The sequence below is a fragment of the Streptomyces sp. NPDC006332 genome, assembly GCF_040612855.1.
Classification (GTDB): Bacteria; Actinomycetota; Actinomycetes; order Streptomycetales; family Streptomycetaceae; genus Streptomyces.
In genome coordinates, this window is sequence record NZ_JBEXRA010000001.1 from 35195 (window position 1) to 60995 (window position 25801).

Sequence of the window (25801 nt, forward strand, 5' to 3'; positions counted from 1 at the left end):
GGACCCCTGCCGATGCTCGCACCACCGGCGCGAACGCGCGCCCCGGGCGCGCCGCCGTATGTTGTCCCCGTGTCCGCAGAATGTCGGTCGTGCGCGGCCCGGCCCGTGACCGTGCGATGTCCGACGGGTGGCGATCGGCTGTACGGCATGTGCGCGATCCCGTACGAACGGTGATCGAGCAGGCCCGGCCGAGCAGGTCCCCCGGACATGGACGATGCGGCCACCCGGTGCGCGAGGATGGTGGCCATGAACGCCATCATCTCCGCATCCGAACTCGCCGACGGCCTGACGGGCGACAACCCGCCGGTCCTGCTCGACGTCCGCTGGCAGCTGAGCGTGGCCAAGGCCGCCGGGGAGCCGCCCTTCGACGGGCGGGCCGAGTACGCCGCCGGGCACATCCCGGGGGCCGTTTTCGTGGACCTGGACCGGGAGCTCGCCGCGCCCTCCGGCACCGGCGGCCGGCACCCGCTGCCCGACCTCGCGGAGTTCGGCGCCGCCATGCGCGCCGCGGGCGTCTCCTCGGGCACGCCGGTGGTCGTGTACGACGGCGGGCAGGGCTGGGCGGCCGCCCGCGCCTGGTGGCTGCTGCGCTGGACGGGTCACCCGAACGTGAGAGTCCTCGACGGCGGGTTGCCGTCCTGGCGGGGCGGACTGTCGACGGACACGCCACAACCGGCAGAGGGCGACTTCCGGCCGAGGCCGGACGCGGTGGGTCTCCTCGACGCGGACGCGGCCGCGGCGCTGGCCCGCTCCGGGGTGCTGCTGGACGCCCGGGCGGGGGAGCGCTACCGGGGCGAGGTCGAGCCGATCGACCGGGTCGGCGGCCACATCCCGGGCGCCGTTTCAGCACCGACCACCGAGAACGTGGCGGCCGACGGCCGCTTCCTCCCGGCGGAGGAGCTGGCCGCCCGCTTCAAGGAGCTGGGCGTGTCCGACGACTCGACGGTCGGCGTCTACTGCGGTTCCGGCGTCTCCGGCGCCCACGAGGTGCTGGCCCTGGCGGTCGCGGGCGTCCCGGCCGCGCTGTACGTCGGTTCCTGGTCGGAGTGGTCGTCGGACCCGTCGCGTCCGGTCGCCGTCGGGCCCGACCCCCAGTAGACGGCCGACGGGAAGGCCCGCGCCGATCGGCGCGGGCCCTCCTCGTGGTTCCGTACCGCCCTCGTGCGGCGTGTGCCGTACGAGGGGCTACTCCTGTTTCTTCCGTCTCGTGCCGAACACGATCTCGTCCCAGCTCGGGACCGCCGCCCGACGTCCCGGACGGACGCCGTCCGCCTCGGCCTGGCGGTCGGTGGAGCCGACGAGGCGGTCGCGATGGCCGCCGACGGAACGAGGCATGAGGACGTCCGCGTAGGCCGAACCGGCCGAGGCCGCGGGAGCGGGGGGCTCCTCGGTCTCGGACTCCGCGGCGGGTTCCTCCTCCTCGGGGGCCTCCTCGGACGGGCTTTCGGGAACCACCAGGTCGCCCCGGAAGCTCGGCACCGCCTCCAGCAGGCTGGTCAGCGAGTCCCGCTCGCCCGCACTCGCGCTCGCGGTCTCGTCGGCCGGTTCGAGAGCGGGCGCGGGCAGGCTCGGCCGGTCCAGGGTGCGGTCCAGCGGGCGGTCACGCGGCAGTCGTGCGATGCGCGGTACGAAGGGAAAGCTTGGCTCCGGCGCGGCCGCGAGGTCCTCGGACTCACCGATCAGCGAGCGTGCCTCCGCGTCGACCGCCTGCACGAGCCGCCGGGGCGGGTCGTACGTCCAGCTCGCCGAGTGGGGTTCGCCCGCGACCAGATAGACCAGCAGGACCTCCCAGGTGCCGTCGTCGCGGCGCCACGAGTCCCACTGCACGGTGTCCTTCTCGGCGCCGCGCAGGGTCAGCCGCTCCTGGACGGCCTCGCCCAGCTGCGGTCCCGTGTTCTCGCCGGGGCGGCGCACCGGGGTCTTCCGGGCCCGCTCGGCCATGAAGGCGCGTTCGGCCAGCACCGGGCCCTCGAAGCGGCGCACCCGGTCCACGGGGATCCCGGCCATCTGCGCGACCTCTTCCGCGGTCGCGCCGGCGCGTATCCGCGCCTGGATGTCACGGGGGCGGAGATGGCTCTCCACCTCGATCTCGATCTGGCCGAGGCGGGGACGGTCGCCGCGCACGGCAGCGCGCAGGCGTTCGTCGATCGGAAGCGTGTACTCCGTTGAGTCGGCAGCCTTCAGCACCAGCCGTGTGCCGTCATTGGAGACGGCCACGACACGCAGTTCGGGCATGGGGACCTCCCGGGTGGTGCCTGCCGACGTCACGTGCGTCGCTGCTTCCGCTAGTCGAGTGTGACCTGCCCGGGTGCAGCCTGCCACAACCTTGCCGAGTTGCCCGGCGTGTCGGGCACGGGCCCTGGATCGCCGTTATGGCACGGTTACCTATTCGCAACGCTAAGTGACATAGTCCGTCACCCTGTGCAACTAGCCCCCTCCCGGCGGTCCTTGAAGGTCGCGGACGCCCTGGCGGGAGACCGAACCCAGGGCTCGCAACAGTACTCCATTCGAGCCACCTGCGTGGATGGGCGCGCCGCCCGACTTCTCGGGTCGGACGGTACCCGGGTGCCCCGCAGCGGTTTCCAGGATCTCGGGGGTGGCGTACTTCACGCGATCACCAGAAACGGAACCACTGACTTCGCGTGCCTACCGACTTCGCGTGCCTACGCCCCCAACACCCGCCGCAGGTAGGCGTTCTGGAAACGGCGGTCCGGGTCGAGCCGGTCCCGCAGCGCCGTGAACTCGCCGAACCGCGGGTAGACCCCGGCAAAGTACTCGGCGTCGCGCGTGTGCACCTTGCCCCAGTGCGGCCGGCCCTCGTACGCCGTGAAGATGCGCTCGGCGGCGGTGAAGTACGCGTGGTAGGGCGCCCCCTTGACCAGGTGGACGGCGATGTACGCGCTGTCCCGGCCGGACGCCGTGGACAGCGTGATGTCGTCGGCCGGGGCGGTGCGCACCTCGACCGGGAAGCTGATCCGCAGGCCGGAGCGGTCGACCATCGTCCGCAGTTCGCGCAGCGCCTCGGTCACGGCGGCGCGCGGGACGGCGTACTCCATCTCCACGAAGCGCACCCGGCGCGGTGAGGTGAAGACCTTGAACGGGATGTCGGTGTAGGTCCGGGCGGACAGGGCCTTGCTGGAGACCCGGGCGATCGTGGGGATCGTGGCGGGCGCCGCACGGCCCACCCACTGCGCCACCTGGAAGACGCCGTTGGAGAGGAACTCGTCCTCGAACCAGCCCGCCAGCTGCCCCACCGGCTGTTCCGGACCCGCGCTGCGGTTGTTGCGCTTGGTGTTGGTGCTGCCGGTGTGCGGGAACCAGTAGAACTCGAAGTGCTCGTTCTCGGCCCACAGTTGGTCGAACTCGGCAAGGACACGGTCGAAGGGCATCGGTTCCTCACGGGCCGTGAGCAGGAAGATCGGCTCCACGGCGAAGGTGATCGCGGTGACGATGCCGAGGGCGCCCAGACCTGTTCGGGCGGCCGCGAACACGTCCGGGTTCTCCTTCTGCGAGCAGGTGAGGAGCGAGCCGTCGGCCGTGACCAGTTCCAGGCCGGTGATCTGCGCGGCGATCGATGCCGACTCGCGGCCGGTGCCGTGGGTGCCGGTGCTGGTGGCCCCGGAGACGGTCTGCTCCATGATGTCGCCCATGTTGGTCAGCGACAGACCCTCACGGGCCAGGGCCATGTTGAGCCGCTTGAGCGGGGTTCCCGCCTCGACCGTGACCTCGCCGGCGGCACGGTCGATGGTGCGGATTCCGGTCAACAGTTGCGGGCGTATCAAGACACCGTCGGTGGCGGCGATGGACGTGAAGGAGTGCCCGGTGCCGACGGCCTTCACCTTCAGCCCGTCCTCGGCGGCCTTCCGTACGGCATCTGCCAGCTCGTCGACCGAGGCGGGAGTGACCTCCCGTGCGGGACGGGCTGTGACGTTGCCGCCCCAGTTACGCCACGTGCCGTTCTTCCCGCTCGCTGTGCTGCTCAACGGTGCCTCCCCGACGCGGATCCGGCCTGCTGAGCCGGCGGTACCCGAGGAAACCGACCGCGACCGCGACGGCTCCGGACACCGCCGGAACCCCGTACCCGGCCCGCGCGCCGGCGGCGTCGATCACCCAGCCGGACACCGAGGAGCCGAGCGCGACCCCGACCGCCAGGCCGGTACTCACCCAGGTCATGCCCTCGGTCAGTTGCGCGCGTGGTACGTGCTGCTCGATCAGGGACATCGTCGTGATCATCGTGGGAGCGATGGACAGACCCGCAACGAACAGCGCCACGGCCAGAAACGGCAAGTTTCCGACCAGTAGGAGGGGGATCATACTCACGGCCATCGCACACACGCCCATCAGCCAGCGGGGTTCGGCCGTCCCCTTGACGTGCAGCAGCCCGAACACGAGTCCCGCCGTGCACGAGCCCGCCGCGTAGAGCGCGAGGACCAGGCTCGCGGCACTCTTGTGCCCCCGCTCCTCGGCGAAGGCGACGGTGACCACGTCCACCGCCCCGAAGATCGCGCCGGTGGCCACGAAGGTCGCCACCAGGACCTGGAGACCGGGGGAGCGCAGGGCCGAACCGGTGTCCAGCTGGGTGCGCGGATGCGGGGCGGGCTCGGTGGCCCGCTGGGCGGTCAGCCAGAACACGCCGACCGCGAGGAAAGCCGCGGCGAGCAGCGGACCGGCCTCCGGGAACCAGGCCGTGGACAGTCCGATGGAGATGATCGGCCCGAAGATGAAGCAGACCTCGTCGATCACCGATTCGAAGGAGTACGCGGTGTGCAACTGCGGGGTGCCCCGGTACAGCGCCGCCCAGCGGGCCCGGATCATCGCGCCGACGCTCGGCACACAGCCGACGCCGGCGCTGAACACGAACAGCGTCCAGTCCGGCCACCGGTAGTGCGTGGCGATCAGCAGCCCGGCCGCCGAGACGAGCGAGATCAGGGTCGCCGGGCGCAGTACCCGACGCTGGCCGTGGCGGTCGACCAGCCGTGAGACCTGCGGGCCCGCCACCGCGGCGGCCAGTGCGATGGTCGCCGACAGCGCGCCGGCCAGGCCGTAGCGACCGGTGAGCTGGGAGATCATCGTGACCACGCCGATGCCCATCATCGACAGCGGCATCCGGCCGAGAAGTCCCGCGGCGGAGAAACGCCTGGAGCCGGGGGCGGCGAACAGGGCGCGGTAGGGACTGGGCACGGGGTCTCCGGACGGGCGGGAGCGGGGCGGCTCGGTGACAGGCTCGGTGATCGGCTCGGCGAGACGAGAACACGTCGGGGTCGGTGAGGCGGGCTCGTTGGACGGACTCGGTAAGGCGCGAAACCGCTGATACAGCTTACGAGTCAGGCGCACCTGACGCACGTGGCTGGACGGAGTGGGAACCAGGGTGGTCACCCCGCCGTTTCCCGGCTGTCAGTACCTGATGACAGGATCGATCCCATGCCAGACGCGCTCGAAGCCACCCCCTACGACGCCCTGCTCCTGCTCTCGTTCGGCGGCCCGGAGGGGCCGGAGGACGTCGTCCCGTTCCTGGAGAACGTGACGCGCGGGCGCGGAATCCCCAAGGAACGCCTCAAGGAAGTCGGGCAGCACTACTTCCTGTTCGGCGGGGTCAGCCCCATCAACGACCAGAACCGCGCCCTGCTGGACGCCCTGCGCAAGGACTTCGCCGGCCACGGCCTGGACCTGCCGGTCTACTGGGGCAACCGCAACTGGGCTCCCTATCTGACGGACGCCCTGCGCGAGATGGCCGCCGACGGCCGCCGCCGCGTCCTGGTCCTCGCCACCAGTGCCTACGCCTCCTACTCGGGGTGCCGCCAGTACCGCGAGAACCTCGCCGAGTCGCTGGCCGCCCTTCAGGCCGAGGGCCTGGAGCCCCCGAAGGTCGACAAGCTGCGGCACTACTTCAATCACCCGGGCTTCCTGGAGCCCATGATCGACGGCGTGCTCGACTCCCTCGCCGACCTTCCCGAGGACGTCCGTGACGGCGCGCACCTCGCCTTCACGACCCACTCGATCCCGATCGCCTCCGCGGACACCTCGGGCCCGGTCGAAGGGCACGGCGACGGCGGCGCGTACGTCAAGCAGCACCTGGACGTGGCCCAGCTCGTCGCCGACGCCGTCCGTGAGCGCACCGGCGTCGATCATCCCTGGCAGCTCGTCTATCAGTCCCGCTCCGGCGCACCGCACATCCCGTGGCTGGAGCCCGACATCTGCGACCACCTCCAGGAACGGCACGCGGCTGGGGTGCCGGCGATCGTCATGGTGCCCATCGGTTTCGTCTCCGACCACATGGAGGTCATGTACGACCTCGACACGGAGGCGACGGCCAAAGCCGAGGAGCTGGGCCTGCCGGTCCGTCGCTCGGCCACCGTCGGCGCCGACCCGCGGTTCGCCGCCGCGATCCGCGACCTCGTCCTGGAGCGCGCCGCCGTCGAGCGCGGGCAGGAGGTCACGCCGTGCGCGCTGGGGACGCTCGGTGCCGACCACAACCTGTGCCCCGTCGGCTGTTGCCCGGCCCGCGCCCCCCGTCCCGCTGCCGCGGGCGCCGACAGCCCCTACGCGTGAGGAGCCCCGTGACCGACCCCCTGCACTCGGAACTGCTCTCCCTCGCCCAGGAGGCCGCACGCCGCGCCGGCGCCCTGCTGCGGGACGGCCGCCCGGCCGACCTCGCGGTCGCCGCGACCAAGTCGAGTCCGATCGACGTGGTCACCGAGATGGACATCGCGGCGGAGAAGCTGATCACCGACCTGATCAGCCGGCACCGCCCGGACGACGGGTTCCTCGGTGAGGAAGGCGCCTCCACCGAGGGCACCAGTGGGATCCGCTGGGTGATCGACCCGCTCGACGGCACGGTCAACTACCTGTACGGACTGCCGACCTGGTCCGTCTCCATCGCCGCCGAACAGGACGGCGAGACCGTCGTCGGCGTCGTCGCGGCACCGATGCGCGGCGAGACGTTCCACGCGGTACGGGGCTCGGGAGCCTGGGCCACCGGCAGCTGGGACGGCGAGCGAGAACTGGCCTGCCGCCCGGCTCCGCCCCTGGAGCAGGCCCTGGTGTCGACCGGCTTCAACTACGTCACCGAGGTCCGCGTCCACCAGGCCGAGGTCGCCCAAAAGCTGATCCCGCTGCTGCGCGACATCCGGCGCGGTGGTTCGGCGGCGGTCGACCTGTGCGATGTCGCCGCGGGGCGTCTCGACGGCTACTACGAACGCGGCCTGCACCCCTGGGACCTCGCGGCGGGAGACCTCATCGCCCGTGAGGCGGGCGCCCTGACCGGTGGACGCCCGGGAGAGCGCCCCGCACACGCCCTCACGGTCGCGGGCACCCCCGGCGTCTTCGAGCCCCTCCAGCGGCTCCTGGAGGACTTCGGCGCCTGGCACGACTGAGACGGCCGCCGTGAGGCGACGGGCAGGCAGTGAGCGGCCAGTGAGCAGGCAAGAAGCGGGGCCCCGGCGCTGGATTCGCCGGGGCCCCGCTGTCGTGCCGTGCGAGCTGATCAGACGCGCGTCGCGCCGACCTCCACACCGTGGTCGGCGGCGAGGCGGCGCAGGTCGTCGAGCTCGGCCTGCTCAACCTCGACGAGGAAGTCGTCGCCCTCGTCGCGAGCCCGCGTCAGGTCGGACTCGGTCGCCTTTATGCGCTGCAGAAGTCCTGCGGTGAATGCGTCCATGCTGCGCCCCCTCGTCCAGGGTCGTGGGTCGGTGGCACGGGGGTGTGCCGTCGGGAAGGGGCGATCACGTCTCCAGTAGATGCCCAGCGCCATGCCCTGCCGGGCGGCGACGGTGCCGGACACCCACGCCCACTCTGGGTACGCGGAACGCGGGGTGCCGCATGGTGGTACGACACAAACAGAGCGTGATCGCGGGGTGTAAAGCCGTCCTCCCCCAGCTCCCCTCCACGGAAACCTCAACCAGACGAGAAAATCTCCCATTCCCGAGCCTCGCACCTGTTCTTCAGGCTGCTCTCACCCGTCTTACAGCCGACTTATGGCCGAAAAGGGCAGGATGGAGGCCAACACACTCAACCGAAACCCCTGCCCGCGCGGGCCGAGAAGCTACGCGGGTGGACAAAGGAAGGACAAGCGACGTGCGCGTACTCGTCGTCGAGGACGAGCAGCTGCTCGCCGATGCGGTGGCCACCGGACTGCGCCGGGAGGCCATGGCCGTCGACGTCGTGTACGACGGGGCGGCCGCCCTGGAGCGCATCGGCGTCAACGACTACGACGTGGTGGTTCTCGACCGGGACCTGCCGCTCGTGCACGGCGACGACGTCTGCCGCAAGATCGTCGAACTCGGCATGCCCACCCGGGTGCTGATGCTCACGGCGTCCGGCGATGTCAGCGACCGCGTCGAGGGGCTGGAGATCGGCGCCGACGACTACCTCCCCAAGCCCTTCGCCTTCAGCGAGCTGACGGCCCGCGTGCGTGCCCTCGGCCGGCGCACCAGTGTGCCGCTGCCACCGGTCCTGGAACGCTCCGGCATCAAGCTCGACCCGAACCGCCGGGAGGTCTTCCGGGACGGCAAGGAGGTGCAGCTCGCGCCCAAGGAGTTCGCCGTGCTGGAGGTGCTGATGCGCAGCGAGGGCGCGGTGGTCTCCGCGGAGCAGCTCCTGGAGAAGGCCTGGGACGAGAACACGGACCCCTTCACCAACGTCGTGCGCGTCACCGTCATGACCCTGCGCCGCAAGCTGGGCGAGCCGCCTGTCATCGTGACCGTCCCCGGCTCCGGCTACCGGATCTGATCCCCCATGGCCGCGACCCCGGCGCCTCCCCAGGCCCCCCCGAAGCCCACCTGGGACCCCCGCAGGCCGGAGCCCCCCTTCCCGTGGCTGCGCCCGACCATCCGCATACGGCTCACGCTGTTGTACGGCGGGATGTTCCTGATCGCCGGCATCCTGCTGCTGTCGATCATCTACCTGCTGGCGGCGCAGGCCGTGAGCACGGGCAACCAACCGCCGTTCAGGATCATCGACGGTACGAACATCAGCGTCACGAGCGAGAACTGTCCGGCGGTCAACGGCCCGAACAAGTTTCAGCTCGGCGATTTCAACGCCGCGATCAGCGAGTGCATCGACCACCAGCGCCAGGTAGCCCTGGACAACCTGCTCAGCCGCTCGCTCCTGGCCCTGCTCGGCCTCGCGATCATCGCCTTCGCCTTCGGTTACGCGATGGCCGGCCGGGTCCTGTCACCGCTGGGCCGGATCACCCGCACCGCCCGCGCGGTGGCGGGCTCGGACCTGTCCCGCCGCATCGAGCTGGACGGCCCGGACGACGAGCTCAAGGAGCTCGCCGACACCTTCGACGACATGCTGGAGCGACTGCAACGGGCGTTCACGGCCCAGCAGCGCTTCGTCGGCAACGCCTCGCACGAGCTGAGAACTCCGCTCGCGATCAACCGCACCCTCCTTGAGGTGCATCTGTCCGATCCCGGCGCACCGGTGGAGCTCCAGCAGCTCGGCAAGACGCTGCTGGCCACCAATGAGCGCAGCGAGCAGCTCGTCGAGGGCTTGCTGCTGCTGGCCCGCAGCGACAACCAGATCGTCGAGCGCAAGCCGGTGGACCTCGCGGAGGTCGCCGAGCAGGCCGTCGACCAGGTGCACGGCGAGGCCGAGGCCAAGGGCGTGGTGATCCGTGGGGAGCAGAAGACCGCGGTCGTCCAGGGCAACGGCGTACTGCTGGAGCGGATCGCCCTGAACCTGGTGCAGAACGCCGTGCGGTACAACGTGCCCGAGGGCGGCTGGGTCGAGGTGACCACAGAGGTCCAGCACGGTCAGGCGCTGCTCGTGGTGTCCAACACGGGCCCGGTGGTGCCGGCGTACGAGATCGACAATCTCTTTGAGCCCTTCCGGAGATTGCGTACGGAACGAACGGGCAGCGACAAGGGTGTGGGCCTGGGACTGTCCATCGTCCGGTCGGTGGCCCGGGCGCATGGCGGGCACATCTCGGCTCGGCCACGTGAAGGAGGTGGGCTCGTGATGCGGGTGACCCTTCCCGTCTGAGATCATGACCCCCGCACCTGGACCGAGAGACGGGGATGTTCGCTTTGCGCGGAATTTTAACGGCGCTGATCGAGTATCCCGGTGTGTGATCGATCACAAGGGCGATTTTCTTGCCACCTACTCTCCGTGATCACGAATACGGGCGGAAAGTCGGGAAAATCCGGGTTTTCTGGGGCCTTGATCACGGGAAGTACACGGTGAGACGCCTTTGTAGTGCGGGATTCGGACCGTGTACGGTCCCGATCGCCATCCAACCCGATCACTCAACAGGAGTCCGGTTGGGTGTCGATTGAGTAACAGACCTTGATGTGAGGCAAAATCTCCGCCTCAGGTCGGGCACAAGTCCGGCCTCTCACGCGTTACGTGCGCTGGAGACACCGCAGACACCCAGAGGGGGAGAGCGACATGGCAACCGACTACGACACCCCACGCAAGACCGACGACGACGTCGACTCGGACAGCCTTGAAGAACTGAAGGCCCGCCGGAACGACAAGTCGACCTCCGCCGTGGACGTCGACGAATTCGAGGCCGCCGAAGGGCTCGAGCTGCCCGGCGCGGACCTCTCGAACGAGGAACTGGCCGTCCGGGTACTGCCGAAGCAGCAGGACGAGTTCACCTGCATGAGCTGCTTCCTGGTACACCACCGCAGCCAGTTGGCCCGCGAGAAGAACGGTCAGCCGATCTGCCGCGACTGCGACTGAGGGCGGGTCGGCCGTGACTGGCTCGACCCCTCCCCGGAAGCGCCGCTTCCTCCCGTGGGGAGCGGACTCGGTGCCGTCCGAGGGACGGCACGGCGCGCGTGACGACGAGCGGGGCTCATCCGAAAAGGGATCGGCCTCGCTCGAACCGACGACCGACCGGCCCGACTTCCCGGCGCCGGTGGAGACCCCCGCGCCCGTCGTACGGCGGCGGGCCGCGGAGATCCGGGACAAGGCCCGGGAAGGCGTCCGCAAGAGCGGCAGCCGCGCCAAGGCGGCGTTGGGACACCTCACCGACCGCATCATCGACATAGCCCCGCGGATCCCCGTACGCGACCTCGCGACGCTTCGCGCGCAGTTCCCCGGGCTCGGACCCGAGCAGCTCGCGGACAGGCTCGTGGCGGGCGCCTCCACCGCGACGGCGACGGTCGGAGCGGGAATCGGCGCGGCGGCGATGCTGCCGGTGCCGCCCGCGATGCCCACCGAACTGGCCGCCGAGATCACCGGCGTGGCGGCGATAGAGCTGAAGCTGATCGCCGAACTCCACGAGGTCTACGGCCTTCGGCCGCCCGGCGGTCTGAAAGAGCGGTCCACCGCGTATCTCGACTCCTGGTCGGGCGAGCGCGGCATCGACGTGACCAAGCCGTCGTCCGTCAGCACGGCGGTGAACGGCCCACTCAAGCAGCAACTGCGGCAGCAGATCATGAAGCGGATGGTGCGTGACCTGCCGAACCTGATGCCGTTCATGGTGGGCGCGACCGTCGGGGCGGTCATGAACCGCCGGGACACCCGCAAACTCGCCCAGCGCATCCGGGCCGACCTGCGCAGAAGGCAGGTGCCGTGGGACGCCCTGCCGGAACTGCCGCCGCTGGAGACGCCACCGGATCCGCTGGCGATGGGGGTCGTACCGAAACAGCTCGGGTGACGCCTCGGCCGGGTGTGCTAGGCCGCCGCCCGCGCGGCCTTCAGTGCCTCCGCCAGCCGCTCCGGCTCACGCGTCGACAGGTACAGGTACGGCGTCCGGTCCTCGGGATCCGTGACCTCCACGCGCAGGGCGGTGGGGATGTAGGCACGCAGCAGCAGGAAGGCCCTGGTGTCGGCCTTGTACGTGCGCCAGGCGCTCGCCTCCGCCGCGTCCAGCACCTCCGCCTCGCCCAGCGCCGACACCGGGATCTTCGCCTCGCCCGCGATCAGGAAGCCGCCCTGGACCCGGATGCGCAGCGAGCCGTACGCGCTGGCCACGACCGCCGCCACGGCGGTGCCACCGACCAGACCGCCCAGCATCGGCAAGGTGCCGAAGGGCAGCAGGATCAAGGCCAACGAGACCCCGACCAGGAAGGAGATCAACCACCAGGTGCGCGGGGTGGTGAGGCGTTCTTCGTACGGGGCGGCGGAGAGCTGCATGAAACCAAGCTTGGCACGGTGTCCGGAAGGTGCCGACGCGCGGGTAAGGTCTGCGGCTGTGAGTCGTACTTCCGCCGCTGTTGAGCCACCCGCCGACGCCGTGAGACCGGTGCGTCATCCTGACGCGCCCGCGCCCGGTGAGCTGCTGGGCGAGCACTACGGCCAGTGCTTCGGCTGCGGCGGCGAACAGTCCCACGGACTGCACCTCCAGACGCGCGCCGGCGAGGGGGTGACGGTGACCGCCGAGTTCACCGTGCGCCCCGCGCACCAGGGAGCTCCGGGCCTCGCGCACGGCGGGGTGCTCGCGAGCGCCCTGGACGAGGCCCTCGGATCGCTGAACTGGCTGCTGCGGAAGATCGCCGTGACCGGGCGGCTGGAGACCGACTTCGTACGGCCGGTTCCGGTGGACACCGTGCTGTACCTGGAGGCCGAGGTGACGGCCGTGGCCGGGCGGAAGATCTTCTCCGCCGCCACCGGACGGATCGGCGGCCCCGACGGGCCCCTCGCCATCCGTGCCGACGCCCTCTTCATCGAGGTGGAGGTCGGCCACTTCATCGACCACGGCCGTCCGAAGGAGATCAGGACCGCCATGAACGACCCGGACCAGACCCGGCGTGCCCGCGCCTTCGAGGTGAACCCGTGAGCCGTGAGTCCCGTCAAGAACTCGCCGTGCTGATCCGGCGCGTCGACCCCGACGTACCGCTTCCGGGTTACGCGCACCCCGGTGACGCGGGAGCCGATCTGCGCACCACCGAGAGCTGCGAACTGAAGCCGGGGGAGCGGGCCGTACTGCCCACCGGAGTGTCTGTGGCGCTCCCGGAGGGGTACGCGGCGTTCGTGCACCCGCGTTCCGGTCTCGCCGCCCGTTGCGGTGTCGCTCTGGTGAATGCCCCGGGGACGGTTGATGCCGGGTACCGTGGGGAGATCAAGGTGATCGTGGTGAATCTCGACCCGCGCGAGTCCGTGCGGTTCGAGCGCTTCGACCGGATTGCCCAACTGGTCGTCCAGCAGGTCGAGAGGGTCCGCTTCCAGGAGGTCGCGGAGCTTCCCGGATCTGCACGGGCCGAGGGGGGCTTCGGGTCCACCGGAGGTCATGCCGCGGTGGACGACGGGAGCGGCACAAGTGGTCATGTCGCCGTGGGCGGCGCGACGGGTGGGAATCGATACGCTTCGGTCGTATCCGACCGGGAAGGACAGTGACGTGTTCGGACGTCGCAAGAAGAAGGGTGCCGCCGAGGACGCGGCCGGCGAGGCCGAGCAGGTCGTCGACAGCGTCGACGCTGAGGCGGACGAGGCAGAGGACACGCGTGAGCGCGTGCGGCTCGAACCGGAGCCGCGGCCGGACGGGCCGTGGGACAGCACCGAGGTACGTGACCCGGCCGAGGGCCGGGTGGACCTGGGCGGTCTGTTCGTGCCGGGCGTCGAAGGCATGGAGCTGCGGGTCGAGGTCGCGGGCGACGCGATCGTCGCGGCCACCGTCGTGCTGCGCGACAGCGCCATCCAGCTGCAGGCCTTCGCCGCTCCCAAGCGCGAGGGCATCTGGGGCGAGGTGCGCGAGGAGATCGGTTCCGGCATCACCCAGCAGGGCGGCATCGTCGACGAGGTCGAGGGGCCGCTGGGCTGGGAGCTTCGCGCGCAGGTGCCGGTGCAGCTGCCGGACGGCACAAGCGGCTTCCAGGTGGTGCGGTTCGTCGGGGTGGACGGTGCCCGCTGGTTCCTGCGCGGGGTGATCTCCGGTCAGGGCGCGGTGCAGCCGCAGGCGGCCGGTCTGCTGGAGCAGATCTTCCGGGACACGGTCGTGGTCCGCGGTGAGGGCCCGATGGCGCCCCGCGACCCGATCGTCCTGAAGCTGCCGAACGACGCCCAGATGGTTCCCGAGGGCGTCCAGCAGGAGGAGGGTTCGCGCTTCTCCGGCGGCATGGGACAGCTGCAGCGCGGACCGGAGATCACCGAGGTCCGCTGAGCGTCGTAGGCCCGGTTCCACGGCAGTTCAAGACATGACGCCGGGCCCGTCGTGAACTCAGGAGGCCGCATCCCCGAACCCGGGGATGCGGCCCTTTTCGTGCGGGTACCACGAGTGTCGTGCGGGAACCGCGAGCCGCCCCGAAGCGTTGACCTGCCGGGCGCCGCCCGACAACCGGCGCCCGGGACACGGGGGAGGGCACATGACTCAGGTGGTCACCGAGACCATGGTGCGGGTTCAGGACGTCCACCGGACGTTCGGCGAGGGAGCCGGAGCCGTCCACGCGCTGCGCGGAGTGTCCTTCGAGGTGCCGCCCGGTGAGCTCGTCGCCCTCAAGGGGCGGTCCGGGTCCGGCAAGACCACGCTCCTGAACATCGTCGGGGGGCTCGACGCGCCCGACGAGGGCCGGGTCCTGGTCGACGGGCTCGACCTCGCGGAACTGGGCGAGGACGGTCTCCTCGCGCTGCGCCGGGACCGTGTGGGCTTCGTCTTCCAGTCCTTCGGGCTCATTCCGATCCTCACGGCCGCGGAGAACGTCGGCGTGCCCCTCAGGCTGCGCCGGGCCGAGGTGCGTGAGCGTGAGGAACGCGTCGAACTCCTGCTGTCCCTGGTGGGGCTCCTGGACCACGCCGGACAACGGCCCGGTGAACTGTCCGGCGGCCAGCAGCAGCGGGTGGCCATAGCCCGGGCCCTCGCCAACAGTCCCTCGCTCCTCATCGCCGACGAGCCCACCGGCCAGCTGGACGCGGAGACCGGTCACTCCGTGATGGAGCTGCTGAGAGCCGTCGTACGCAGTGAGCGGGTCACCGCGCTGGTCGCGACGCACGACGCGAACCTGCTGGACCTCGCCGACCGGGTGCTGGAGCTGCGTGACGGGAAGATAGTCGAAGGGTGACCGCCTCCCCGTAGGGCCCGGCGTCAGGGTTGCGTCAAAGACGGCCTGCGAGCCGCTCCCGGCCTCATTTGTCGCGATTATTGGCCGTAAGGTCGACGCTGCGCAGTCAGCGGGACGCCGGAAGACAATGAGGCCATGGGACGCGGCAAGCTTCGGATCTACCTCGGTGCGGCACCGGGCGTCGGCAAGACCTACGCGATGCTGTCCGAGGCGCACCGCCGTGTCGAACGCGGTACGGACTGCGTGGTCGCCTTCGTGGAGCACCATGACCGGCAGCGCACCGAGGTGATGCTGCACGGCCTGGAGCAGATCCCCCGCAGGGAACTGGGGTACCGGGGTGGCTCCTTCACCGAGATGGACGTCGACGCCGTCATCACCAGACGGCCCGAGGTCGCTCTCGTGGACGAACTCGCGCACACCAACATCCCCGGCTCCCGCAACGCCAAGCGCTGGCAGGACGTGACGGAGCTGCTGGCCGCCGGGATCGACGTGGTCAGCACCGTGAACATCCAGCACCTGGAGTCGCTGGGGGACGTCGTCGAGTCGATAACGGGCGTACGTCAGCAGGAGACCGTGCCGGACGAGGTGGTGCGGCGGGCGGACCAGATCGAACTGGTCGACATGTCGCCACAGGCGCTGCGCCGACGGATGGCGCACGGCAACATCTACCAGCCGGACAAGGTCGACGCCGCCCTGTCGAACTACTTCCGGCCCGGGAACCTCACCGCGCTACGGGAACTGGCGCTGCTGTGGGTGGCCGACCGGGTCGACGAGTACCTCAAGCAGTACCGCAGCGAGCACCGGGTCTCGAAAATATGGGGCTCACGCGAGCGGATCGTGGTCGGCCTGACCGGCGGCCCTGAAGGGCGGACGCTGATCCGCCGTGCCGCGCGGCTCGCGGAGAAGGGCGCCGGCGGCGAGGTGCTGGCGGTCTACATAGCCCGCAGCGACGGGCTGACCTCGGCCTCGCCCAAGGAACTCGCCGTGCAGCGCACCCTCGTCGAGGACCTGGGCGGCACCTTCCACCATGTGGTGGGCGACGACATTCCGGCCGCGCTGCTGGACTTCGCGCGTGGCGTGAACGCCACCCAGATCATCCTCGGCTCCTCGCGCCGCAAGACCTGGCAGTACGTGTTCGGACCGGGCGTCGGCGCCACCGTGGCCCGGGAGTCGGGACCCGACCTCGACGTGCACATCGTCACCCACGAGGAGGTCGCCAAGGGGCGCGGACTGCCCGTGGCCCGGGGCGCGCGACTGGGCAGGGCCAGGATCCTGTGGGGCTGGCTGGTCGGCGTGGGCGGCCCGGCGGCCATGGCGTTCCTGCTCAACGTGGTGGACCTCGGCCTCGCCAACGACATGCTGCTGTTCCTCGCGGTCACGGTGGCGGCGGCCCTGCTCGGCGGGCTTCTGCCGGCGCTGGCCTCGGCCGCGGTCGGATCCCTGCTGCTCAACTACTTCTACACACCGCCCCTGCACCGCTGGACCATCGCCGACCCGAGGAACATCGTCGCCATCGTGATCTTCGTCGGGGTCGGCATCTCGGTGGCCTCCGTCGTCGATCTCGCCGCCCGCCGCACCCACCAGGCGGCCAGACTGCGGGCCGAGTCGGAGATCCTGTCCTTCCTCGCGGGCAACGTGCTGCGCGGCGAGACCGGCCTGGAGGAACTCCTGGAGCGGGTCCGGGAGACCTTCGGCATGGAGTCGGCGGCCCTCCTGGAACGGGCGAACGACGTCGACCCGTGGATCTGCGCCAGCCGGGCCGGGCTGGGGCGGCCCGTGGAGCGACCCGAGGACGCGGACGTCGACGTTCCGGTCGGGGATCATCTGGCGCTCGCGCTGACCGGCCGGGTGCTGCCCGCCGAGGACCGCCGGGTGCTGGCCGCGTTCGCCGCCCAGGCGGCCGTCGTGCTCGACCGCAGCAGGCTCCAGGAGGAGGCCGACCGGGCGCGGGCGCTCGCCGAGGGCAACCGGATCCGCACCGCGCTGCTGGCCGCCGTCAGCCATGACCTGCGGACACCGCTGGCCGGGATCAAGGCCGCGGTCTCGTCGCTGCGGTCCGAGGACGTGGCGTGGTCCGAGGAGGACCGGGCCGAGCTGCTGGAGGGCATCGAGGACGGTGCCGACCGGCTCGACCACCTGGTGGGCAATCTGCTGGACATGTCCCGCCTGCAGACCGGCACGGTCGCCCCGCTGATCCGGGAGATCGACCTGGACGAGGTGGTGCCGATGGCGCTCGGCGGGGTGCCCGAGGGCAGCGCCGACCTGGACATTCCGGAGACGCTGCCCATGGTCGCGGTGGATCCCGGGCTGCTGGAGCGGGCGGTGGCCAACCTGGTGGAGAACGGCGTCAAGTACAGCCCGGCCGGCCGGCCCGTCCTGGTGTCCGCCAGCGCCATCGCCGACCGGGTCGAAGTCCGGGTGGTCGACCGCGGGCCGGGAGTCCCGGACGCGGCCAAGGAACGTATATTCGAGCCCTTCCAGCGCTACGGTGACGCCCCGCGCGGGGCCGGAGTGGGACTGGGGCTCGCCGTGGCACGCGGGTTCGCGGAGGCCATGGGCGGCACGCTGGACGCCGAGGACACGCCGGGGGGTGGCCTCACCATGGTGCTCACGCTCCGGGCGGCCGGATCGTCCCCGGAGCTTCTCCAGCCGGTGGAACCAGAAAGGCGGGTCACATGGTGAGCCTCAGCGGGGGGACTCCCCAGCCCCCCACGCGGGTGCTGGTCATCGACGACGAGCCGCAGATCGTGCGCGCCCTGGTGATCAACCTCAAGGCGCGTCAGTACGAGGTCGACTCGGCGCACGACGGTGCCACCGCCCTCCAGGTCGCCGCCGCCCGCCACCCCGACGTGGTGGTGCTCGACCTGGGCCTGCCCGACATGGACGGCGTCGAGGTGATCAAGGGGCTGCGCGGTTGGACCCGGGTGCCGATCCTGGTGCTGTCCGCGCGGCACTCCTCCGACGAGAAGGTCGAGGCACTGGACGCGGGCGCCGACGACTACGTCACCAAGCCCTTCGGCATGGACGAGCTGCTGGCCAGGCTGCGGGCCGCCGTCCGGCGCGCCGAGCCCAACGGGGGCGGCGAGGACGAGGCGCTGGTGGAGACCGACGAGTTCACCGTCGACCTGGCCGCGAAGAAGGTCCAGCGGCACGGCAGGGACGTCCGGCTTACGCCCACGGAGTGGCACCTGCTGGAGGTGCTGGTGCGCAACGACGGCCGGCTGGTCAGCCAGAAGCAGCTGCTGCAGGAGGTGTGGGGACCGTCGTACGGGACGGAGACGAACTACCTGCGGGTCTACATGGCCCAACTGCGCAGGAAGCTGGAAGCGGACCCGTCGCACCCCAAGCACTTCATCACGGAGCCGGGGATGGGGTACCGGTTCGAGCAGTGAGCGGTGGGCCGAGAGGGGGGGGCCGGGGGGCCGGGGGTCGTCCCCCGGGGGATGCAGTATCACGGAGCCGGGGATGGGGTACCGGTTCGAGCAGTGAGTCGAGAGGCGCCGGGGCGTCGGTTCGAGGGCCGGGGTCGCGGGTACGTAGCTGTCGGTGGGCCCCGGTACGCTTCAGATATGAGTCCTGTTCCTCGTTCCGAGAAGCCGGCGGGCCGGTTCCGGCGCATGCTCGACCGGCTTTCCTCGTCGCAGGAGGACCTCGAGTCCGAGGAGCTGCGGGAGGACGCCGCGACCGCCGGATGCACCCGGATCGGTGACTGTCACGACCGCCAGGTCGTCACGGTTACTGGTACCTTGCGCACGGTCACTCTGCGGCCGCGCGCGGGAGTTCCCGCTCTGGAGGCCGAGCTGTTCGACGGCACCGCCGCCCTGGACGTGGTGTGGCTCGGCAGACGCTCCATAGTGGGCATAGAGCCGGGCCGCAAGCTGATCGCCTCCGGGCGGATCTCGATGAGCCGTGGCCGCCGAGTGCTGTTCAATCCGAAGTACGAACTGAGACCCCTCGGTAGGGAGTAGCCGGTGACGTCGCTCGACAAGCCGACCCAAGACACGGAGCAGGACGCACGGGCGGTGACGGAGGCCGCGCTGTTCGAGGCGTTCGGCGGCGTGCGGGGCATGGTCGAGACGGTGCTGCCCGGCCTGCTGTTCGTCACCATCTACACGATCAACAAGGACCTGCACCTGTCGGCGATCGCCGCGCTCGGCGTGTCCCTGCTGCTGGTCGTGGTCCGCCTGGTGATGCGGGACACCGTCAAGCACGCCTTCAGCGGTGTCTTCGGCGTGGCCTTCGGCGTCGTCTTCGCGATGATGACCGGCAACGCCAAGGACTTCTACCTGCCCGGCATGCTCTACACGCTGGGCCTCGGGCTGGCGTACATCATCACCACCCTGTGCGGCGTCCCGCTGATCGGGCTCATCCTCGGGCCCGTCTTCAAGGAGAACCTCTCCTGGCGCACCCGCAACCCGGGACGCAAGAAGGCCTACGCGAAGGCCAGTTGGGCGTGGGGACTGATCCTGCTCGCCAAGTGCGCGGTTCTCTTCCCGCTGTACTGGTGGGCCGACACGACGCAGCTGGGCTGGGTGCTGATCGCGCTGAAGATCCCGCCGTTCCTCTTGGCCGTCTGGCTGACCTGGGTCTTCCTGGCGAAGGCGCCCGCCCCCATCGACGTGTTCGCGGAGATGGAGGCGGAGGAGAAGGCCGCGGAGGCGAAAGCTGCCGAGGAGAGGGCCACCGCCGCGGGGAGCGAGCCGAGCGCGGCACGGCACCGCCGAGAGGCGTAGCTCCCCGCTCTGAGCACTCAGGCCGCTCAGAGCGGGGACAAGTCGAAAGGGGCGCCCTGGATTCCCAGGGCGCCCCTTCTCGTCGTCACTGACGAGGGATCAGCTCGGCGCTTCCTCCCGGCGGACCGACAGCAGGTCCTCCAGCTGCTCCTCGCGGGCCTGCGCGGCCACGAAGAGGAGTTCGTCGCCCGCCTCCAGGGAGTCCTCCTGGGTCGGGGTGAGGACCCGGGTGCCGCGGATGATGGTGACCAGGGAGGTGTCCTCCGGCCACTCCACGTCGCCCACCTGCGTGCCGGCCAGGGCCGACTCCTCGGGCAGGGTCAGTTCGACGAGGTTGGCGTCGCCGTGGCTGAAGCGGAGCAGACGGACCAGGTCGCCGACGCTGACCGCCTCCTCCACCAGGGCCGACATCAGGCGGGGGGTCGAGACGGCGACGTCCACGCCCCACGACTCGTTGAACAGCCACTCGTTCTTCGGGTTGTTCACCCGGGCGACGACGCGCGGGACGCCGTACTCCGTCTTCGCCAGCAGCGAGACGACCAGGTTGACCTTGTCGTCGCCGGTCGCGGCGATCACGACGTTGCAGCGCTGCAGCGCGGCCTCGTCCAGGGACGTGATCTCGCAGGCGTCGGCGAGCAGCCACTCCGCCTGCGGGACCCGCTCGACGGAGATGGCGGTCGGCGCCTTGTCGATGAGAAGGACCTCGTGGCCGTTCTCCAGCAGTTCGCCCGCGATCGAGCGTCCGACCGCGCCGGCACCGGCAATGGCGACCCTCATCAGTGACCGCCCTCCTCTTCGGGACCCTTGGCGAACGCCGCCTCGACCTTGTCGACCTCGTCGGTACGCATCATCACGTGCACCAGGTCCCCCTCCTGCAGCACCGTCTGCGAGGAGGGCAGCATCGCCTCGCCGAGCCGGGTCAGGAACGCCACACGTACCCCGGTCTCCTCCTGGAGCCGGCTGATCCGCTGGCCCACCCAGGACGCGGAGGCGTGCACCTCGGCCAGCTGCACACCACCGGTGGGGTCGCGCCACAGCGGCTCCGCGCCCGAGGGCAGCAGCCGGCGCAGCATCTGGTCGGCCGTCCACCGGACCGTGGCCACGGTCGGGATGCCGAGGCGCTGGTAGACCTCGGCGCGCCGGGGGTCGTAGATCCGGGCCGCGACGTTCTCGATGCCGAACATCTCGCGCGCCACTCGGGCGGCGATGATGTTCGAGTTGTCGCCGCTGGACACCGCGGCGAACGCCCCGGCCTCCTCGATGCCCGCCTCGCGCAGGGTGTCCTGGTCGAAGCCGACGCCGGTGACGCGGCGGCCCCCGAACCCGGAGCCCAGTCGTCGGAAGGCGGTGGGGTCATGGTCGATCACGGCGACCGTGTGCCCCTGTTGCTCCAGGGTCTGGGCGAGAGCGGAACCCACTCTCCCGCAGCCCATGATGACGATGTGCACGACCGTCCTTCCGGTGTCAAGAGTTACTGCTCAGCCACATCAGGGTCTCAGACAGAGGCCAAAGCTACACACGCGCGGTAGGACGGCGGCACCCCCCTGCGCGGTTGCCCGCTGTCCCACCTTCCCGTTACGGGACGGTTCAGCGGCGGCTGATGCTGCGGACGCTCGCCAGCGTCAGGATACTGAGGCCGACGAGGGTGGCTGCGGCGCCGATCAGCTCCGCGGTCGCGTGCATGGAACCTCCGAGGGTGGGGTGACAGGCGGGGTTTGTCATATAGACATGGGGATCGTCGTGGGTGGGGAATCCGCAGCGTGCGCCCGCCTCCAATTCACCCGGGAGGCAGAAGAGGGGTGGCGGGTGGGCGGCCTCGTGTTCGACGGCCTACGATCCTCTGTTGTGTCCAAACTGACCGACGTGCCCAAGCGGATCCTGATCGGGCGCGCACTGCGCAGTGATCGGCTGGGGGAAACGCTCCTGCCGAAGCGCATCGCCCTACCCGTTTTCGCCTCCGACCCGCTGTCCTCCGTGGCGTACGCGCCGGGAGAGGTGCTGCTGGTCCTGTCCATCGCGGGCGTGTCGGCGTACCACTTCAGCCCCTGGATCGCCGTGGCGGTCGTGGTGCTGATGTTCACCGTGGTCGCCTCCTACCGGCAGAACGTGCACGCCTACCCGAGCGGCGGCGGCGACTACGAGGTGGCCACCACCAACCTCGGCCCCAAGGCAGGTCTCACGGTCGCGAGCGCGCTGCTCGTCGACTACGTCCTGACGGTGGCCGTGTCCATCGCCTCCGGCATCGAGAACCTCGGCTCCGCCGTGCCCTTCGTGGTCGAGAACAAGGTGCTCTGCGCGGTCGGGGTGATCGTGCTGCTGACCTTGATGAACCTGCGCGGGGTCCGGGAGTCGGGCACGCTGTTCGCGATTCCCACGTACGTCTTCGTCACCGGCGTCTTCCTCATGATCGCGTGGGGTGCCTTCCGCGGGCTGGTGCTCGACGACACCATGCGCGCACCGACCGCCGACTACCAGATCAAGCCCGAACACCAGGGCCTGGCGGGCTTCGCCCTGGTCTTCCTGCTGCTGCGGGCCTTCTCCTCCGGCTGTGCCGCGCTCACCGGCGTCGAGGCGATCTCCAACGGCGTCCCGGCGTTCCGCAAGCCCAAGTCGAAGAACGCGGCGACCACGCTCGCGATGATGGGCCTGCTCGCGGTCACCATGTTCTGCGGCATCATCGCGCTGGCCGCGGTGACCAAGGTCCGCATGGCCGAGAACCCGGCCACCGACCTCGTCCACAACGGCAGCCCGATCGGCTCCGGTTATGTGCAGAACCCGGTGATCTCCCAGGTCGCCGAGGCGGTCTTCGGCAAGGGCAGCTTCCTGTTCATCATCCTCGCCGCCGCCACCGCGCTGGTGCTGTTCCTGGCCGCGAACACCGCGTACAACGGTTTCCCGCTGCTCGGCTCGATCCTCGCCCAGGACCGCTACCTGCCCCGCCAGCTGCACACCCGCGGTGACCGCCTGGCCTTCTCCAACGGCATCGTGCTGCTGGCGGGCACGGCCATGCTCCTCATCGTGATCTACGGCGCCGACTCGACCCGGCTGATCCAGCTCTACATCGTCGGCGTGTTCGTGTCGTTCACGCTCAGCCAGACCGGCATGGTCCGCCACTGGAACCGCCATCTGGCCACCGAGAAGGACCAGGCGGTACGCCGTCACATGGTCCGCTCCCGGGCGATCAACGCCTTCGGCGCCTTCTTCACCGGCCTGGTGCTGGTCGTCGTCCTCGTCACCAAGTTCACCCACGGCGCGTGGGTCGCGCTGCTCGGCATGGTGATCTTCTACGCGACGATGACCGCCATCCGTAAGCACTACGACCGGGTGGCCGAGGAGATCGCCGCTCCCGAGGGCCCGAGCGACGACCTGGTCCGGCCGTCCCGGGTGCACTCGGTGGTCCTGATCTCCAGGATCCACCGACCGACGCTGCGGGCGCTGGCGTACGCCAAGCTGCTGCGCTCGGACACCCTGGAGGCGCTCAGCGTCAACGTCGACCCGGCGGAGACCAAGGCGCTGCGTGAGGAGTGGGAGCGGCGCGGGATAGACGTACCGCTGAAGGTGCTCGACTCGCCCTACCGCGAGATCACGCGGCCGATCATCGAGTACGTGAAGAGCCTGCGCAAGGAGTCGCCGCGGGACGCGGTGTCCGTGATCATCCCGGAGTACGTGGTCGGGCACTGGTACGAGCACCTGCTGCACAACCAGAGCGCGCTCAGGCTCAAGGGCCGGCTGCTGTTCACCCCGGGGATCATGGTGACGTCGGTGCCCTACCAGCTGGAGTCGTCCGAGGCCGCGAGGAAGCGGGCACGCAGGCGGCAGGAGTGGAGCGCGCCGGGTGCGGTGCGACGCGGGCCGGCGAACGTGCGGCCGAAGGAACCGAGCACGAAGAAGTGACCTGTCCGCACAGCACGTAGACTGGTCGGCTGTTGTCCGGCTGTATCTCTCTTGACGTTGTGGAGTCACCCCGCCATGCAGGCTGAACGGAACAAACCGCAGGCGGGCTCGTCGGCGGTGTCGCTGGTCGGGGAGGAGTACGAGGTCGAGGTCGGCCCCGTCGCCCACGGCGGCCACTGCATCGCCCGTACCGACGAAGGGCAGGTGCTGTTCGTCCGGCACACGCTCCCCGGTGAGCGGGTCGTCGCCCGGGTGACCGAGGGCGAGGAGGGCGCACGGTTCCTGCGCGCGGACGCGGTGTCGGTGGTCACCGCATCCAAGGACCGGATCGAGGCCCCCTGCCCCTACGCCGGCCCCGGCCGCTGCGGCGGCTGCGACTGGCAGCACGCCAAGCCGGGCGCCCAGCGCCGGCTCAAGGGCGAGGTCGTCGCCGAGCAGTTGCAGCGCCTCGCCGGTCTCACGCCGGAGGAGGCCGGCTGGGACGGCACGGTGATGCCGGCCGAGGGCGACAAGCTCCCCGCGGGCCAGGTGCCGCAGTGGCGGACCCGCGTGCAGTACGCGGTGGACGCCGACGGCAACGCCGGACTGCGGCGCCACCGCTCGCACGAGGTCGAGCCCATCGAGCACTGCATGATCGCGGCGCCGGGCGTCAGCGAACTGGGCATCGAGGAACGCGACTGGTCCGGGATGGCCTCCGTCGACGCGATCGCCGCGACCGGCTCCCAGGACCGCATGGTGATCCTCGAGCCCCGGCCCGGCGCCCGCCTGCCCCTCGTCGAGCTCGAACGGCCCGTCTCCGTCATGCGCGTGGAGGAGCACGACGGCGGCATCCATCGCGTCCACGGCCGCGCGTTCGTGCGCGAGCGCGCCGACGGCCGAACGTACCGCGTCGGCAGCGGCGGCTTCTGGCAGGTTCACCCGCAGGCCGCCGACACCCTCGTCAAGGCGGTCATGCAGGGCCTGTTGCCGCGCAAGGGCGACATGGCACTGGACCTGTACTGCGGCGTCGGCCTCTTCGCCGGCGCCCTCGCCGACCGCCTCGGCGAGAAGGGCGCGGTACTCGGCATCGAGTCCGGCAAACGCGCCGTCGAGGACGCCCGGCACAACCTGGCCGGCTTCGACCGCGTACGTATCGAACAGGGCAAGGTCGAGACGGTGCTCCCGCGCACCGGCATCACCGAGGTCGACCTCATCGTCCTGGACCCGCCGCGCGCGGGCGCCGGCAAGCGGACGGTCGAACACCTGGCGTCGCTCGGAGCGCGCCGGGTCGCGTACGTCGCCTGCGATCCGGCGGCGCTGGCGCGGGACATCGGGTACTTCCGGGACGGCGGTTACCGGGTGCGGTCGTTGCGGGCGTTCGATCTGTTTCCGATGACGCATCATGTGGAGTGCGTGGCGATTTTGGAGCCTGCTGCAAAGGGGCTCTGACCTGCGACTTTCTTGGGTCCTTCAGGTGTGGTCGATGGTGCTCGACCTGTTTCCCGAAGTCCATGGCGTGGAGTGCGTCATAGGCTCGCTCCACATGCCTCACCTGCTGCTTCGAACAGCGGGGTGCGGGCAATGAGTGCTCTGCCCCGTCTTCGTGAGGGGCGGTGGAGGAGATGTCTTGACGCTCGTTCGACGCTGCTTCTGATGGGGCGTCACAGCGCTCGTTCGACTGGCTGTCAAGCGCGCGAAGGTCCTGTTCGGCGTGCGCGGTGTCGGTCTCGGCGGTTTCCGACGCGCGGTTGAGGCGCAGGGCCAGTAGGACCAAGCGGTCAGAAGACGTCCCCGAGGCCAGTGACTGGCGTGTCTCTTTGATCTGCTCGTCGGTTGATCCGATGTGTCTGTCCGGGGTGATCACTGATGCGATGTGGGACCGGATCGAGCCGTTGATGCCGGCCGATCCGGTCCATGGTCGGCGATGGGCCAACCATGGTCGAACCCTGGAGGCCATCGCGTGGAAGTACCGCACCGGCTCGCCTTGCCGCCCACAGCCCACCCGAGCAGCCGTTTGTGAGCGGTCTGGAATGAACGCTGCGCTCCTGGCAGCGGCCGATGGTGCTGACGACATCGGTTGGACTGTGTCGGTGGACTCCACCGTCTGCCGGGCTCACCAGCACGCCGCCGGAGCCAGGAAAAAGGGGCGCCATTTCGGGCTGAGCCCGATGACCACGCGCTCGGACGTTCCTGCGGCGGCCTGAGTACGAAGGTCCATCTCGTCAGCGACAGCCATGATCACGATGGCGC

Annotated in this window: 25 protein-coding genes and 2 pseudogenes; 19 read left to right on the forward strand and 8 right to left on the reverse strand. The window is 70.3% G+C overall.

Annotated features, from left to right (window positions below):
• The first annotated feature begins 246 nt into the window (after window positions 1-246).
• Window positions 247-1098: a sulfurtransferase gene (locus ABZ027_RS00150; protein WP_356762677.1), complete on the forward strand. Its 852-nt coding sequence runs from the start codon at window positions 247-249 to the stop codon at window positions 1096-1098.
• Window positions 1099-1185: 87 nt separating this feature from the next.
• Here the strand turns inward: ABZ027_RS00150 and sepH are convergent, their stop codons facing one another.
• The 3 genes from sepH to ABZ027_RS00165 all read right to left on the reverse strand — a co-directional run bounded on the left by sepH (window position 1186) and on the right by ABZ027_RS00165 (window position 5181).
• Entirely contained in the window at window positions 1186-2235 is a 1050-nt protein-coding gene (sepH, locus tag ABZ027_RS00155; protein ID WP_356762679.1) for a septation protein SepH, read from the reverse strand.
• A 428-nt stretch (window positions 2236-2663) separates the two neighbouring features.
• Entirely contained in the window at window positions 2664-3983 is a 1320-nt protein-coding gene (locus tag ABZ027_RS00160) for a D-arabinono-1,4-lactone oxidase (RefSeq protein WP_356762681.1), read from the reverse strand.
• Complete coding sequence (locus tag ABZ027_RS00165; RefSeq protein WP_356762683.1) at window positions 3943-5181, reverse strand: MFS transporter; 1239 nt, start codon at window positions 5179-5181, stop codon at window positions 3943-3945. Before ABZ027_RS00165 ends, ABZ027_RS00160 begins: the two co-directional genes overlap by 41 nt.
• 240 nt (window positions 5182-5421) lie before the next feature.
• Here ABZ027_RS00165 and ABZ027_RS00170 point away from each other — a divergent pair, with 240 nt between their 5' ends.
• Together ABZ027_RS00170 and ABZ027_RS00175 are read left to right on the forward strand one after the other, a co-directional pair.
• Complete coding sequence (locus tag ABZ027_RS00170) at window positions 5422-6549, forward strand: ferrochelatase (RefSeq protein ID WP_356762685.1); 1128 nt, start codon at window positions 5422-5424, stop codon at window positions 6547-6549.
• 8 nt (window positions 6550-6557) lie between these two features.
• Window positions 6558-7373 carry an inositol monophosphatase family protein gene (locus ABZ027_RS00175; RefSeq protein WP_356762687.1) on the forward strand — a complete coding sequence of 272 codons (816 nt, stop codon included), beginning with the start codon at window positions 6558-6560 and terminating at the stop codon, window positions 7371-7373.
• 110 nt (window positions 7374-7483) lie between these two features.
• Here the strand turns inward: ABZ027_RS00175 and ABZ027_RS00180 are convergent, their stop codons facing one another.
• Entirely contained in the window at window positions 7484-7657 is a 174-nt protein-coding gene (locus ABZ027_RS00180; protein WP_356762689.1) for a hypothetical protein, read from the reverse strand.
• A 416-nt stretch (window positions 7658-8073) separates the two neighbouring features.
• Here ABZ027_RS00180 and ABZ027_RS00185 point away from each other — a divergent pair, with 416 nt between their 5' ends.
• The 4 genes from ABZ027_RS00185 to ABZ027_RS00200 all read left to right on the forward strand — a co-directional run bounded on the left by ABZ027_RS00185 (window position 8074) and on the right by ABZ027_RS00200 (window position 11608).
• Window positions 8074-8727 (forward strand): response regulator transcription factor, encoded by a 654-nt coding sequence (locus tag ABZ027_RS00185; protein WP_356762691.1) that lies wholly within the window; start codon window positions 8074-8076, stop codon window positions 8725-8727.
• 6 nt (window positions 8728-8733) lie between these two features.
• A complete protein-coding gene (locus ABZ027_RS00190; protein WP_356762693.1) occupies window positions 8734-9984 on the forward strand; it encodes a HAMP domain-containing sensor histidine kinase in 1251 nt (416 codons plus the stop codon).
• Window positions 9985-10389: 405 nt separating this feature from the next.
• On the forward strand, window positions 10390-10686 hold the full coding sequence (locus tag ABZ027_RS00195; protein ID WP_005481602.1) for a DUF4193 domain-containing protein: 297 nt from the start codon (window positions 10390-10392) through the stop codon (window positions 10684-10686).
• A gap of 13 nt (window positions 10687-10699) precedes the next feature.
• Window positions 10700-11608: a hypothetical protein gene (locus ABZ027_RS00200; RefSeq protein WP_356762695.1), complete on the forward strand. Its 909-nt coding sequence runs from the start codon at window positions 10700-10702 to the stop codon at window positions 11606-11608.
• A 17-nt stretch (window positions 11609-11625) separates the two neighbouring features.
• Here ABZ027_RS00200 and ABZ027_RS00205 read toward each other — a convergent pair whose 3' ends face one another.
• Complete coding sequence (locus ABZ027_RS00205; RefSeq protein WP_356762696.1) at window positions 11626-12087, reverse strand: DUF3093 domain-containing protein; 462 nt, start codon at window positions 12085-12087, stop codon at window positions 11626-11628.
• A 58-nt stretch (window positions 12088-12145) separates the two neighbouring features.
• Between ABZ027_RS00205 and ABZ027_RS00210 the strand changes: the two genes are divergently transcribed.
• From ABZ027_RS00210 to ABZ027_RS00245, 8 genes are all read left to right on the forward strand, one after another.
• Window positions 12146-12730, forward strand: coding sequence for a PaaI family thioesterase (locus tag ABZ027_RS00210; protein ID WP_356762698.1), 585 nt, complete (start codon window positions 12146-12148; stop codon window positions 12728-12730).
• A complete protein-coding gene (gene dut / locus ABZ027_RS00215) occupies window positions 12727-13287 on the forward strand; it encodes a dUTP diphosphatase (protein WP_356762700.1) in 561 nt (186 codons plus the stop codon). Before ABZ027_RS00210 ends, dut begins: the two co-directional genes overlap by 4 nt.
• A gap of 1 nt (window position 13288) precedes the next feature.
• The gene (locus tag ABZ027_RS00220; protein WP_356762702.1) at window positions 13289-14050 is read left to right on the forward strand and encodes a DUF3710 domain-containing protein; all 762 of its coding nucleotides are present in this window, start codon (window positions 13289-13291) and stop codon (window positions 14048-14050) included.
• Between the two features lie 202 nt (window positions 14051-14252).
• On the forward strand, window positions 14253-14945 hold the full coding sequence (locus ABZ027_RS00225; protein WP_356762704.1) for an ABC transporter ATP-binding protein: 693 nt from the start codon (window positions 14253-14255) through the stop codon (window positions 14943-14945).
• A gap of 135 nt (window positions 14946-15080) precedes the next feature.
• Window positions 15081-17627 (forward strand): sensor histidine kinase KdpD, encoded by a 2547-nt coding sequence (locus ABZ027_RS00230; RefSeq protein WP_356762706.1) that lies wholly within the window; start codon window positions 15081-15083, stop codon window positions 17625-17627.
• Window positions 17621-18337: a response regulator gene (locus ABZ027_RS00235; RefSeq protein ID WP_356762708.1), complete on the forward strand. Its 717-nt coding sequence runs from the start codon at window positions 17621-17623 to the stop codon at window positions 18335-18337. The genes ABZ027_RS00230 and ABZ027_RS00235 overlap by 7 nt, the downstream gene beginning before the upstream one ends.
• 177 nt (window positions 18338-18514) lie before the next feature.
• Window positions 18515-18913 carry an OB-fold nucleic acid binding domain-containing protein gene (locus ABZ027_RS00240; RefSeq protein ID WP_356762710.1) on the forward strand — a complete coding sequence of 133 codons (399 nt, stop codon included), beginning with the start codon at window positions 18515-18517 and terminating at the stop codon, window positions 18911-18913.
• 3 nt (window positions 18914-18916) lie between these two features.
• On the forward strand, window positions 18917-19678 hold the full coding sequence (locus ABZ027_RS00245) for a DUF3159 domain-containing protein (RefSeq protein ID WP_356762712.1): 762 nt from the start codon (window positions 18917-18919) through the stop codon (window positions 19676-19678).
• Between the two features lie 99 nt (window positions 19679-19777).
• Here the strand turns inward: ABZ027_RS00245 and ABZ027_RS00250 are convergent, their stop codons facing one another.
• The 3 genes from ABZ027_RS00250 to ABZ027_RS00260 form a co-directional block, all read right to left on the reverse strand.
• Window positions 19778-20455 (reverse strand): TrkA family potassium uptake protein, encoded by a 678-nt coding sequence (locus tag ABZ027_RS00250; protein ID WP_356762714.1) that lies wholly within the window; start codon window positions 20453-20455, stop codon window positions 19778-19780.
• Window positions 20455-21126: a TrkA family potassium uptake protein gene (locus tag ABZ027_RS00255; protein WP_356762716.1), complete on the reverse strand. Its 672-nt coding sequence runs from the start codon at window positions 21124-21126 to the stop codon at window positions 20455-20457. The genes ABZ027_RS00250 and ABZ027_RS00255 overlap by 1 nt, the downstream gene beginning before the upstream one ends.
• A 139-nt stretch (window positions 21127-21265) precedes the next feature.
• Window positions 21266-21400, reverse strand: a complete 135-nt coding sequence (locus ABZ027_RS00260) for a hypothetical protein (protein WP_356763457.1) — start codon at window positions 21398-21400, stop codon at window positions 21266-21268.
• A gap of 123 nt (window positions 21401-21523) precedes the next feature.
• Here ABZ027_RS00260 and ABZ027_RS00265 point away from each other — a divergent pair, with 123 nt between their 5' ends.
• The 4 genes and pseudogenes from ABZ027_RS00265 to ABZ027_RS00280 form a co-directional block, all read left to right on the forward strand.
• Complete coding sequence (locus ABZ027_RS00265; RefSeq protein WP_356762718.1) at window positions 21524-23572, forward strand: APC family permease; 2049 nt, start codon at window positions 21524-21526, stop codon at window positions 23570-23572.
• A gap of 75 nt (window positions 23573-23647) precedes the next feature.
• Window positions 23648-25000, forward strand: a complete 1353-nt coding sequence (locus ABZ027_RS00270) for a class I SAM-dependent RNA methyltransferase (protein ID WP_356762719.1) — start codon at window positions 23648-23650, stop codon at window positions 24998-25000.
• A 446-nt stretch (window positions 25001-25446) separates the two neighbouring features.
• Window positions 25447-25494, forward strand: a pseudogene (locus tag ABZ027_RS00275) (hypothetical protein); the annotation flags it as partial.
• Window positions 25495-25641: 147 nt separating this feature from the next.
• A pseudogene (locus tag ABZ027_RS00280) lies at window positions 25642-25784 on the forward strand (IS5/IS1182 family transposase); the annotation flags it as partial.
• Window positions 25785-25801: the final 17 nt, after the last annotated feature.